13 protein-coding genes are annotated in these 11,534 nt (G+C 36.4%); 11 read left to right on the top strand and 2 right to left on the bottom strand.

Features of this window, described 5'->3' with window-relative positions; translation table 11 throughout:
• Positions 1-180: 180 nt before the first annotated feature.
• Together ACFOWA_RS08675 and ACFOWA_RS08680 are read right to left on the bottom strand one after the other, a co-directional pair.
• A complete protein-coding gene (locus tag ACFOWA_RS08675) occupies positions 181-1,329 on the bottom strand; it encodes a FecR family protein (RefSeq protein ID WP_378984058.1) in 1,149 nt (382 codons plus the stop codon).
• 85 nt (positions 1,330-1,414) lie between these two features.
• On the bottom strand, positions 1,415-2,008 hold the full coding sequence (locus tag ACFOWA_RS08680; protein WP_378984060.1) for an RNA polymerase sigma factor: 594 nt from the start codon (positions 2,006-2,008) through the stop codon (positions 1,415-1,417).
• A gap of 245 nt (positions 2,009-2,253) precedes the next feature.
• On the opposite strand from ACFOWA_RS08680, the gene ACFOWA_RS08685 reads away from it, so the two are divergent.
• The 11 genes from ACFOWA_RS08685 to ACFOWA_RS08735 all read left to right on the top strand — a co-directional run bounded on the left by ACFOWA_RS08685 (position 2,254) and on the right by ACFOWA_RS08735 (position 11,519).
• Positions 2,254-3,351 carry an XdhC family protein gene (locus ACFOWA_RS08685; protein WP_378984062.1) on the top strand — a complete coding sequence of 366 codons (1,098 nt, stop codon included), beginning with the start codon at positions 2,254-2,256 and terminating at the stop codon, positions 3,349-3,351.
• A 10-nt stretch (positions 3,352-3,361) separates the two neighbouring features.
• Entirely contained in the window at positions 3,362-3,952 is a 591-nt protein-coding gene (locus ACFOWA_RS08690) for a nucleotidyltransferase family protein (protein WP_378984065.1), read from the top strand.
• On the top strand, positions 3,949-4,929 hold the full coding sequence (gene moaA / locus ACFOWA_RS08695; RefSeq protein ID WP_378984067.1) for a GTP 3',8-cyclase MoaA: 981 nt from the start codon (positions 3,949-3,951) through the stop codon (positions 4,927-4,929). The genes ACFOWA_RS08690 and moaA overlap by 4 nt, the downstream gene beginning before the upstream one ends.
• A gap of 4 nt (positions 4,930-4,933) precedes the next feature.
• Complete coding sequence (locus ACFOWA_RS08700; protein ID WP_378984071.1) at positions 4,934-6,112, top strand: molybdopterin molybdotransferase MoeA; 1,179 nt, start codon at positions 4,934-4,936, stop codon at positions 6,110-6,112.
• Between the two features lie 8 nt (positions 6,113-6,120).
• Positions 6,121-6,861: a sulfite exporter TauE/SafE family protein gene (locus ACFOWA_RS08705; RefSeq protein WP_378984074.1), complete on the top strand. Its 741-nt coding sequence runs from the start codon at positions 6,121-6,123 to the stop codon at positions 6,859-6,861.
• Positions 6,862-6,891: 30 nt separating this feature from the next.
• The gene (locus tag ACFOWA_RS08710; protein WP_378984077.1) at positions 6,892-7,125 is read left to right on the top strand and encodes a MoaD/ThiS family protein; all 234 of its coding nucleotides are present in this window, start codon (positions 6,892-6,894) and stop codon (positions 7,123-7,125) included.
• A gap of 7 nt (positions 7,126-7,132) precedes the next feature.
• Positions 7,133-8,248, top strand: coding sequence for a ThiF family adenylyltransferase (locus ACFOWA_RS08715; protein ID WP_378984078.1), 1,116 nt, complete (start codon positions 7,133-7,135; stop codon positions 8,246-8,248).
• Positions 8,245-8,688, top strand: coding sequence for a molybdenum cofactor biosynthesis protein MoaE (locus ACFOWA_RS08720; RefSeq protein WP_378984081.1), 444 nt, complete (start codon positions 8,245-8,247; stop codon positions 8,686-8,688). Before ACFOWA_RS08715 ends, ACFOWA_RS08720 begins: the two co-directional genes overlap by 4 nt.
• Before the next feature lies 1 nt (position 8,689).
• Positions 8,690-9,595, top strand: coding sequence for a bifunctional molybdenum cofactor biosynthesis protein MoaC/MoaB (moaCB, locus tag ACFOWA_RS08725; protein WP_378984083.1), 906 nt, complete (start codon positions 8,690-8,692; stop codon positions 9,593-9,595).
• A 111-nt stretch (positions 9,596-9,706) separates the two neighbouring features.
• Positions 9,707-10,486, top strand: coding sequence for a 2Fe-2S iron-sulfur cluster-binding protein (locus ACFOWA_RS08730; protein WP_378984085.1), 780 nt, complete (start codon positions 9,707-9,709; stop codon positions 10,484-10,486).
• A gap of 19 nt (positions 10,487-10,505) precedes the next feature.
• Positions 10,506-11,519: an FAD binding domain-containing protein gene (locus ACFOWA_RS08735; RefSeq protein ID WP_378984087.1), complete on the top strand. Its 1,014-nt coding sequence runs from the start codon at positions 10,506-10,508 to the stop codon at positions 11,517-11,519.
• The last annotated feature ends 15 nt before the right edge of the window (positions 11,520-11,534 follow it).

Raw genomic sequence — 11,534 nt, forward strand, 5'->3', positions numbered from 1 at the left:
CTAAGAATTCGTTTTTATAGGGTTAACTCAGATATTTATCCATGGATGTGCTGGTAACACGTTCATGGTTTTTTTCTTTTAAACCTGTTCTCCTTAACGCTGCTGATGTAGTTTTTTCTTCATGTTTGGTTTTATTTAGTTGATATTATTTATTAATTCGGGATGGTTAAGCCCGAAATGTTATGGCTTTACTATTATGTTTTTTCCTTTTATATAGAATTTTATGTCGCCGGTTTCTTCAAGCATCTTAAGCACCACAGAAATTTGATCGAAGCGTGATACCGAACCCGAAAATGCCGGTAGTTTATCAACACCTTTTTCTACAACAAATTCTACTTGGTACCATCTGGATAGCTTGCGCAGGATACTTTCTAATCCTTCATCTTTAAATCTAAATTCACCGTTTTTCCAATCAATTGCAATCGAAGGGTCGATTTGTTCTACATCAAAGTAGTTGTTTCTCCAGGTAATTTGTTCTCCAGGAACGATGGTTTTTTCAGAAATCGAATTGAAAACTTTTACAGAACCTTCTAATAAAGTAGTTTTTACAAATGGTTCGTTGCTATAACTATTTACATTAAAATGTGTTCCTAAAACTTCAACTTGTTGTGCATTGCTACTTACCAAAAATGGGTGATTTTTATCTTTCGCAACTTCAAAATAGGCTTCTCCAGAAAGCTCAACCTTCCTTTTTGCATCGGTAAAACGATCGGGAAACGTTAACTTTGTACCCGAATTCAGCCAAACTTTTGTTCCATCGGGTAAGTTTATTTGATACTGTCCGCCTAATGGCGTTTCAATCGTATTAAAATTTATTTTACGGTTTGGCTCAGCATTTAAAACTGAAAACACCAACAATCCATCGGCTGCTTTCTTAATACTAATCCCGTTTAGTTTTGCCAGCTCGCCATTATTGCTGTTATTTAAATCTATTTTTTGGCCGTTGCTAAGGGTTAAAATTGCCTGGTTTTTACCTGGAAGAACATCATTTGCGTATCGTTCAGATGTAGATTGATTTCTTGTATTGAAGAAATACAATCCGGCAACAAATAGAACTGCTATCATCGCAGCTGCAGAGAAGTACCATAGTTTAATAAACTTCGGTTTCTTTACCAATAAAGTTGCGTCCTGATTTTTTTGGTGATGCATCTGGGTGTGCAAACGACTTTTTACTTTTTGAGCAAAAATTTTTCTTTCATCTTCAGATGCTTCCCAAGTATGCGATAAGAGTTGTTCTTCTACAAAAGCATCTACTAAATGCTGTTCCTTCGGACTTACATTTTCATTAAGATACCTCTGTAATAGTTCTTTGGCTTGCTCAGTTTTCATAAATCATCAACATGTTGAGTGTGTTAACACTATGATGTTCCAAAAACATAAACTTGGTGGTAGATTTATTTTAAAATAATTGATATTATTTTAAAAACTGCAGTAATAATGCATAGCTAAACACAGAAAGTTTGCCTTTTAACGAATTACTGATAATTTTAAGCGCATTACTGATTTGCTTTTTAACTGTACCTTCAGATATGTTTAGCTTTTTTGATATTTCACGGTAAGATAATTGCTCATCTCTACTTAATAAATAAATCGTGAGCATTTTTTTGGGAATTTTAGCTACTGCATTATCAATTTCGAGCTGCAATTCTTTAACTGAAATGTTTTCTTCAATATCCTGCGAATTATCTGCAATAAATTCGGCAAGCTTTTCTACAAATTCTGTTGAATGATTGTTTCTTTGAATGTACCGGAGCGATAAATTTTTTGCGCTTTTAATTAAATATGCTGCTAAACTTCCATTAATGGTTAATGCTTCTCGTCTATTCCATATAGAAATAAATATTTCTTGCACAATATCTGCAGATTCTTCTTCAGATTTTGTTAATCCTATAGAATATGAAGCTAATCTTTCCCAGTAACGGTTGAAAATTTCAGAAAAAGCCGCTTCATCTCCCTTTTGTAATAATTGAAGCAATTCTTTATCCGATAAATATTCTAAAGGCAACATAATTTGTAAGCATACGAATATAATTACAAAATGGCGTTATTGGTAATCGCAATATGCAATGGTTTAAATATCTGATTAAGAAATTGATTTATGATTATATTCCTATAGTAAACCTACAATAAATCTTTCTATCTCACATTTGCAAGTAATTTATTTAACACACCAACACATAAAAGCCTTCAGTCTGTTATCTTTGAATAGGCTGAACAATTCAAACTAGGTTTTCAAGCCAAATAAAATTCCCTATGAAAGAAATCGTTGATATTCTTAACGCTTACAAAAAAGCATCATCAAGTGGTAAAAAATCTGCATTGGCAACAGTTGTTAATGTTGAGGGTTCATCTTACCGCAGGCCGGGAGCCAGAATGTTGGTAACGGATGATGGGATGTTAACCGGTGCGATAAGCGGTGGTTGCCTGGAAGGTGATGCATTAAGAAAAGCGCTATCTGCAATTCATCAAGGTGAAAATAAACTTGTTACCTATGATACAACCGATGAAGATGATGCTAAATTTGGTGTTCAGCTAGGTTGCAATGGCATTGTACACATTCTGTTCGAACCCATTTTTGCTGAAGATGCACTTAATCCCATCGAGTTATTAAAAGCTGCTAATTCCAATCGCGAAAACTGTGTGTTTGCTACGCTTTTTTCTATGAAAGATAAACATCAGCCAGGTTCTGTGATGTTGTTCAGGGAAAAAAGTTTTATAGAAAAACTCGATGAAGAAATCGCTGGCGCTGTTAAAAATGATGCCTTTGATGTATTAAAACTTAAACTTTCACGAATTGAAACATATACCGTTAACGGAGTAGAATTTGATGCTTTATTAGAGTTCATTCCGCCGCCAATACAACTTGTTATTGCTGGCGCCGGCAATGACGCACAACCCTTGGCAGAAATAGCCAACATCTTGGGTTGGGAAGTAATTGTTGTTGATGGAAGGCAAACGCACTGCACAACACAAAGATTTCCAAATGTGAAGAAAACACTGGTATCTAAACCAAATCAAATATTTACCCAATTGGCCATTGACGAGCAAACTGCTTTTGTGCTAATGACACACAATTATAATTACGATCTCGAATTGCTTGAGATTTTATTAAAAACAGATGCAAATTACATCGGCACTTTAGGTCCGAAAAAGAAATTGGTTAGAATGTTGGATGAATTAAATCAAAATGAAAGTTTATTGAGGGTGTACGGACCAATTGGTTTAGATATTGGTGCCGAAACGCCAGAAGAAATTGCAGTTTCTATTGTTGCAGAAATTAAAACTGTCTTCACCGGTGCATCGGCCATGATGCTAAAAGAAAAGAAAAACCCTATCCATTTCTACGATTAAAAAACGATTAATGAATACCGCAATTATCATTTTAGCAGCCGGGAATTCGAGCAGGCTGGGTAAACCAAAACAACTGTTAAAATACAAAGAGCAAACGCTGTTGCAAATAGTTACAGAAGCTGCATTGACGACACAATTTCATCCTGTTATAGTCGTTCTTGGTGCTTACGCGAATGAAATTAAAGCTTTGCACAATCATCCGGATGTTATTTACATTCTAAATGAACAGTGGGAAAGTGGTATGTCATCAAGCATTGGAATAGGCATAAATGAAGTTTTAAAAGATTTCCCAGATACAGAAAATGCAATTATAACCGTAGCCGACCAAGCGCACATTACGGCAGATGTTTTTACAGCGCTATATAAAAAACACCAAACGGATAATAAAAGTATTGTTACCTCTTCTTATTCGAAAACAACAGGTACGCCAACGTTGTTCAATAAAAAGTACTTTAGTAAATTGGTAAATTTGCAAGGCTCGGTTGGAGCTAAAGATTTAATAAAACAAAATATTGATGATACTGCTTCGGTTCCTTTTGAATTGGGCAGCATTGATATTGATACAGAAAGTGACTATAAAAATTTAATAAACCATAAATGATAGCAGATTCGTTTGGAAGAGTGCATGATTATTTACGCATATCGTTAACAGATAATTGTAATTTCCGCTGCTTTTATTGCATGCCAGAAGAAGATTACGATTTTACACCTGCATCACGATTAATGCAACCAAACGAAATTTTAGCAATTGCTAAAACATTTGTAGAGCAAGGTGTAAAAAAAATCAGACTTACAGGTGGTGAACCTTTGGTAAGAAAAGATGCTGCAGAAATTATTTTAGGTCTTGGAAAATTACCTGTAGAACTGGTAATTACGACCAATGGCACACGCATTTCAGAAATGCTACCAGTTTTGTTAGAAGCTGGAATTAAGACCGTTAATATCAGTTTAGATACACTCCAACCCGAAAAGTTTTTTATGATAACCAGGCGGGATGTTTTCCATCAGGTTAGAAGTAATATCGAACTATTGCTTCAACATAAAATTACGGTAAAGGTAAACATGGTTGTGATGAAAGGTTTAAATGATGGCGAAATAAAAGACTTTATCAACTGGACAAAGCACAACCCGATTCAAATCAGGTTTATAGAATTTATGCCTTTTACTGGCAACAAATGGACAAGCAATAAAATGTTTTCGCTTGATGAAATACTAAAAACCGTTGAACTGGATTTTATTGCTTTGCCAGTAAAATCGGCTCCAAATGATACGGCTAAAGGCTTTATGATTCCCGGACATGAAGGTTCATTCGCGATTATTAGCACCATGACGGCCCCGTTTTGCAGCACTTGCAACAGAATGCGGTTAACCGCAGATGGCAAATTAAAAAACTGTTTATTCTCTGTTGGTGAAACTGATTTATTAACTGCGTATCGTGCCGGAGAGGAAATTTTGCCTTTGATAAAAGCATCAATATGGGCAAAAGAAAAAGAACTTGGCGGTCAGTTAGGTAAACATTTCGAAAACCTTGATGCAGATACACTTACCAACAGAAGTATGATTACCATTGGCGGCTAAATTGATGATAACGGTACAAGAAGCAAAACAATTAATTGTTGAGCATACATTAAAATGCTCACCAATTATTCAGCATATTTCTGCGTCACATCAGCACGTTTTGGCAGCCGATGTTTATGCGATTTGCAACATTCCTGCTTTTAAACAATCCTCTATGGATGGTTACGCCATAAAGTTCTCTGATAAGGATTTGCCTCTCGAATTGGTTGGCGAAATGGCGGCCGGAACCTCACAAAATCTTGAAATTACAGCAGGACAAGCCTGCCGAATTTTTACGGGAGCACCTTTGCCACATGGAGCCGATACGGTGGTGATGCAAGAAAAAATATCTTTAGAAAATGGCAAACTCATCATTCAAGATAACAATCTTTCTTTGGGTTTAAATACAAGAGATGAAGGTTCGGAAATAGAAATTGGTGCGCTTGCGATGCAAGAAGGAAACTACCTAACTGCCGCAGCAATTGGTTTTTTAGCAGGTGTAGGGGTTACTGAAGTTTTAGTTTATCCTTTACCAAAAGTTTCGATAATTCTTACCGGAAAAGAACTTACCAAACCTGGTTTCCCTTTATTGTTCGGGCAAGTTTATGAATCCAATTCTTACTCCCTAACCGCTGCTTTAAATCAGGCTGGAATAACAGATGTAGCGGTACTTGAAGCTGATGATGATTTAGAAATTTTAACTCAGGTTATTCAGAAGGTATTATCGCAAAGCGATATTATTATTTTAACCGGTGGTGTAAGTGTTGGCGATTATGATTTCGTTTTAGAGGCTTCCAGATTATGCAACATCGAACAAATTTTTCATAAGGTTAAGCAGAAACCCGGCAAACCATTATTCTTCGGTAAGCTAAATCAGAAACTAATATTTGGTTTACCTGGTAACCCTTCATCAGTTTTAAGCTGCTTTTATAACTATGTATTGCCGGCCATATCTTTGTTTTCGGGCAAGCAAAATCCAGTAAAAGAAATTAAGGCAGAATTGTTAAATGATTATAAAAAACCAATCGGACTAACACATTTTTTAAAAGGAAATTATAATGATGGAAAAGCAGCTGCTCTTGGTGCTCAAGATTCGTATAGATTAAGTTCTTTTGCACAAGCTAACTGCCTGATTATGTTAGAGGAAGGAGAAGAACATTTTGCAAAGGGTGATGTGGTTAACGTTTTATTAATACCAGAATAGCGTAAATAATGCAGGCAGAACTTTTACTATTTTTCGGACTTTTATTTATCGTTGCGTTTTTATATTCTTCTGTTGGGCATGGCGGCGCAAGTGGTTATTTGGCTTTAATGGCAATTTTTGCCATTTCGCCGTTAATTATGAAACCTACAGCACTCCTACTCAATCTGTTTGTTTCTTCTGTTTCATTCATTCAGTTTTATCGTGGCGGGCATTTTAAATGGAAAATATTTTGGCCCTTTGCTTTAACTTCTGTACCACTTTCTTTTGTTGGCGGCACTATGGCAATAGATAGCAACATTTACAAAAAAATACTTGGCGCATTGCTATTGATACCTGTAGCACGTTTCTTCTTTTTTAAAAATACAGAACCTAAAGATTTTAAACCTGCTAATTTTGCACTATCACTGCTTATCGGTGGCATTATCGGCTTACTTTCAGGCATGATTGGCATTGGTGGCGGTATCATTCTATCTCCAATCCTATTACTGTTAAAATGGACAGACCAAAAGCAAACCGCAGCTATAAGCGCTGCCTTTATCTTCGTAAATTCAGTTGCAGGGCTTGGCGGTCAGCTAGTTAAAGGAATTACTTTTAACAATGACATGATTGCATACGTAGTTGTTGCTTTTGTTGGTGGATTATGTGGTGCATACTTTGGTGCTTTGAAATTCCCACAAACCATTTTAAAAAATGTTTTAGCATGCGTTTTAGCGCTTGCAGCGTATAAACTTCTTTTTACTTATGCTTAAAAATGAATATTCATCTGGTAAATTAGCAACATGGAAATCAACATTTTAAGTTTCGGCAAAATTGCTGAATTTATTACCATTAATAGTTTACATGTGGATGAGATTTTTGATACCGATAGCTTGAAACAGCATCTTGAAAAAACATATCCAAAGCTTAAAGAAATTAAATATAAATTGGCCTTAAACAAGCAAATTGTACAACAAAACCATAAACTTTTATCGGGTGATGTTGTTGCAATTATGCCACCTTTCTCTGGGGGATAAATAATTAATGAGCGAGAGATACAACAGACAAGTTATATTAAATGGCTTCGGCACAATCGGTCAGGAAAAACTTGCTAATGCAAAGGTTTTAGTTATCGGTGTTGGCGGTTTGGGTTGCCCTGCGCTACAATATCTTGCAGCCGCTGGTGTTGGTACTTTAGGCTTTATCGATGGTGATGTGGTATCATTGAGTAATCTTCATCGCCAATTATTATTTACCACAAATGATGTTGGGAAGTTAAAAGTTGATGTTGCCACTGAAAATCTTTCTGCATTAAATCCTGAAATTTCGTTAAAAGCCTATCCATTTTTTATTGGCCAAACCAACATTCTAAATATTTTAAAAGAATACGATGTAATAATCGACGGGACAGATAATTTTGAAACAAGATATCTTATAAACGATGCTTGTGTTTTATTAAAAAAGCCCTTAATATTTGCTGCAGTTTCCGCCTATGAGGGTCAGCTGGCAATTTTTAACATACTTGATGATAGTGGAATAACGACAAACTATCGTGATATTTTTCCAATCCCCCCTGAGAAGGGAGAAATTCCAAATTGTTCTGAAAATGGCGTTATTGGTGTTTTACCCGGCATAATCGGCACCATGCAAGCTGCTGAAGCGATAAAAATCTTGACGGGAATTGGCAAACCTTTAATAAATAAATTGTTGAATTATAACTTGTTGCAGCAATCGTTTTACGAGATTGAACTTTTTCCTGGATTGATAAACAGTTACGAAATACCAAAAGATGAAAACTCATTTTTAAACACCAAATTTGGGTATTTTATGGATGAAAAAATTTACAAGGTGATAGAAATAGATATTGATGAACTGCAAAACATCAAGACAAATAATGATACCGTACTTATTGATGTGCGTGAAGTATACGAAATACCGCAGTTAAATCAGGAAAACTATAAACAGTTTCCAATGTCGAATTTTGAAAAGCTGATGAACGAAAATCTCGTAGAAACGAATATTGTATTAGTTTGCCAACACGGCATAAGAAGTTTAGCAGCTGCAGAACAACTTCACGAGAAATACGGAACCGCTAAAAACATTTATAGCCTCAAAGGCGGAATTGCCCGTTGGAAGCACTTTTTTACATCCCAAAAATGACAGATAAAAAAATTAAAAATATTTTTGTTCAGGGTGCAATAAGCCCCACCTTTATCGCCGATAGTATTGCAAAACATAGTTCTAAAAAAGAAATTGGTGGCCATAGTATTTTTTTAGGTCAGGTACGGGCCGATGAAATTGACGGAAAAATGGTTTCAGCAATCGACTATACGGCTTATGAAGAAACTGCCTTATCGCAAATGCATGAAATTAGGGAAGACATATTCAATAAATATCCTTTAACCTGCATGCATATTTACCAATCTTTAGGCACCATAAAAGCAGGTGAAATTTGTCTTTTTGTATTTACTTCATCGGCACATCGAAAACCGGCAATCGCTGCTTGTGAGGAAATTGTAGAACGATTAAAAGCAGAACTTCCAATTTGGGGCAAAGAAATTTTTGAAGACGGAACACATCAATGGAAAGAAAATAAATAATATGGTTAACATCACTCATAAATCTAATACGCTCCGCATTGCCATTGCAACGGCAACCGTAAAAGTGTCAAAAAAAGAAACCATAGAAGCTGTAGAACAACGTAAAGTACCTAAAGGAGATGTGTTTGAATTTGCCAGGGCAGCAGGTTTGCTTGGCGTAAAAAAAACCAGTGATGTTATACCCGATTGCCACCCATTACCCGTAGAATTTACCGCAATAACCTACGATATTAAAGATTTATCCATAATAATTTCGGTTGAAGTACATACCATTTATAAAACTGGCGTGGAGGTAGAAGCTATGCACGGCGCATCGGTTACGGCATTAACCATGTACGATATGCTTAAACCGATAGATAAAGGTGTGGAAATTGAATCTATTAAACTGCTTAAAAAATCGGGAGGTAAAACAGATTTTAACAAATTAGATTTTATTGATTTAAAAGCAGCAGTAATTGTTTGCTCAGATACCATTTCGGCTGGTAATGGAACAGATAAATCAGGTAAAGTTATCGTATCCAAACTCGAAGCTTTAGGTATTCAGACCGAAATTTATGAAGTAATTGCTGATGATTTTGATACCATCCAAACAAAAGCCAAAACATTAGCACAAAAAGTTGATCTTCTAATTTTTACAGGCGGCACCGGACTTTCTCCTCGTGATGTTACCAGTGATGCTATTGCGCCATTAATAGAAAAATCGATAGATGGTATCATGGAAACCGCAAGGCGATACGGACAAGAAAGGATGCCTTATGCAATGTTATCAAGAAGTGTTAGTGGATTAATTAACAATACTTTGGTGTTAACATTTCCCGGTTCAGTTAAAGGCGCTCAGGAAAGCATGGATGCTCTTTTCCCTCAGGTATTACATGTTTTTAAAGTAATAAAAGGCGAAAGACATTAAATTCTGTAATATTTCTGATTCCATAAAACCTTAGCTCGCCTCCGCTGTTCTTCCAAAGTATATCTGTTAATCAAATTGTTAGCAAATATTAAAAACCAGCAGAACAAAAGCATGAATCAGAATAAAACTCAACTCACAGAAGAGGAAATAAAACTTTTCGGCGACCTCATGCCCGAAGAATTAGCAGAAATTGCACAATCGGGACTAAACAGAAGGCATTTCATGAAATTGGTAGGCTTGGCTTCGGCAGGTTTACTGGCAAGCCACCTGATTGGTGCAGAGCAACTTTTTGCCCGAGCCATTGATATGGAAATTGAAGATTTACCTGCAATTGCCATTGAAAATGGTGTAACCGTAAATTTCAAAGTAAATGCTTCCAACAAGAAAGTTCTTATCGATTCGCGAAGTACACTACTTGATACTTTGAGAGAAAGATTAGGCCTAACTGGTTCTAAAAAAGGTTGCGACCACGGTCAGTGTGGTGCTTGTACCGTTATTGTTGACGGAAATCGTGTGCTTTCATGCCTTACACTTGCAGCAACATGCGAAGGAAAATCAGTAATAACGATTGAAGGTTTAGCCAAAGACAACGAATTAAACCCAATGCAAGCCGCATTTTTGAAACATGATGGTTTTCAATGTGGTTTTTGCACTCCGGGACAAATCTGTTCGGCAGTTGCACTTATGAAAGAGGCAAAAGATGGCCAGGCCAGTTACATTACAAAAGATATAAGAGCAAGTAAATCATCCGTAATACTTTCTGATGATGAAATAGCGGAAAGAATGTCGGGCAATATTTGCCGATGTGGTGCTTACCCAAATATTGTAGCTGCAATTAAAGAGGCTCAAACAGGAAAAGATGTTGAACAAAACTGGCTTTTTGCAGGTTAAATTTAATCGATACTAAATTATGAGACCATTTAAATATACCAGCACCAACAGCACGTCTAACGCAACAAATCTTTTGGTAAAAAATCCAAACGCACACTTTTTAGCTGGCGGAACAAATCTAATTGATTTAATGAAGGAGGACGTAGAAAGACCTGATGAATTAATTGATTTAACTCGATTAGATTTAACATCAATTTCAGCACTTACAACAGGATTGGCCACGGGTGGAGTTTCCATTGGTGCTATCGGAAAAAATACAGATGCTGCAAACCACCCTATTATCCGCCAAAATTTTCCTTTGTTAAGTAAAGCCATTTTAGCAGGGGCATCTGCCCAAATTAGAAATATGGCTACAAATGGTGGCAACTTAGTGCAAAGAACCCGCTGCTCCTATTTTTATGATACAGCGATGCCCTGTAATAAACGTTCGCCAGGTACGGGTTGCGCAGCAAAAGAAGGTATTAACAGGATGCATGCGATATTTGGCTGGTCGGAAGATTGTGTTGCAGTTTACCCTTCAGATATGGCCATTGCACTATCTGCTTTGGATGCAAATGTAAAAGTGATGCAGGCGGATGGCAAAGTTCGCATCATTCCGATAAACGATTTTCACAGGTTACCGGGCAAACATCCTGAAAAAGACAACAACCTAACTAGAGGAGATTTAATCACATCAATTGAAATTCCGAAGAACAAATTTGCATCAAATTCGGCCTACGTAAAAGTTCGCGACCGTAATTCTTATGCATTTGCATTGGTATCTGTCGCAGCAGGTTTGGTTCTTGATGGAAATAAAATTGTATCTGCCCATATATCAATGGGTGGAGTTGCACACAAACCTTGGCGTGCTTTAAAAGCAGAAGATTTGCTAAAAGGCAAAATGGCAACAACAGCAAACTTTAAAGCTGCAGCAGAAGCAGAAATGGCCGATGCTAAACCCCTATCGCACAATAAATTCAAGGTTGATTTGGGTAAAAACACAATGGTTAGCGCCTTAGAAATAGCGTTAAGAGGAACGGATAGTAAAGCATAGTTTACAATTTATCAT

Source organism: Pedobacter lithocola (assembly GCF_042650845.1).
GTDB classification, from domain to species: Bacteria; Bacteroidota; Bacteroidia; order Sphingobacteriales; family Sphingobacteriaceae; genus Pedobacter; species Pedobacter lithocola.

Bases quoted from the DNA above. Each gene is read 5' to 3' on its own strand.
- ACFOWA_RS08675 (WP_378984058.1), bottom strand. From the start codon at position 1,329: ATGAAAACTGAGCAAGCCAAAGAACTATTACAGAGGTATCTTAATGAA.
- ACFOWA_RS08690 (WP_378984065.1), top strand. From the start codon at position 3,362: ATGAATACCGCAATTATCATTTTAGCAGCCGGGAATTCGAGCAGGCTG.
- ACFOWA_RS08710 (WP_378984077.1), top strand. From the start codon at position 6,892: ATGGAAATCAACATTTTAAGTTTCGGCAAAATTGCTGAATTTATTACC.
- ACFOWA_RS08730 (WP_378984085.1), top strand. From the start codon at position 9,707: ATGAATCAGAATAAAACTCAACTCACAGAAGAGGAAATAAAACTTTTC.
- ACFOWA_RS08715 (WP_378984078.1), top strand. From the start codon at position 7,133: ATGAGCGAGAGATACAACAGACAAGTTATATTAAATGGCTTCGGCACA.
- moaCB (WP_378984083.1), top strand. From the start codon at position 8,690: ATGGTTAACATCACTCATAAATCTAATACGCTCCGCATTGCCATTGCA.
- ACFOWA_RS08700 (WP_378984071.1), top strand. From the start codon at position 4,934: ATGATAACGGTACAAGAAGCAAAACAATTAATTGTTGAGCATACATTA.
- ACFOWA_RS08680 (WP_378984060.1), bottom strand. From the start codon at position 2,008: ATGTTGCCTTTAGAATATTTATCGGATAAAGAATTGCTTCAATTATTA.
- ACFOWA_RS08735 (WP_378984087.1), top strand. From the start codon at position 10,506: ATGAGACCATTTAAATATACCAGCACCAACAGCACGTCTAACGCAACA.
- ACFOWA_RS08720 (WP_378984081.1), top strand. From the start codon at position 8,245: ATGACAGATAAAAAAATTAAAAATATTTTTGTTCAGGGTGCAATAAGC.
- ACFOWA_RS08705 (WP_378984074.1), top strand. From the start codon at position 6,121: ATGCAGGCAGAACTTTTACTATTTTTCGGACTTTTATTTATCGTTGCG.
- ACFOWA_RS08685 (WP_378984062.1), top strand. From the start codon at position 2,254: ATGAAAGAAATCGTTGATATTCTTAACGCTTACAAAAAAGCATCATCA.
- moaA (WP_378984067.1), top strand. From the start codon at position 3,949: ATGATAGCAGATTCGTTTGGAAGAGTGCATGATTATTTACGCATATCG.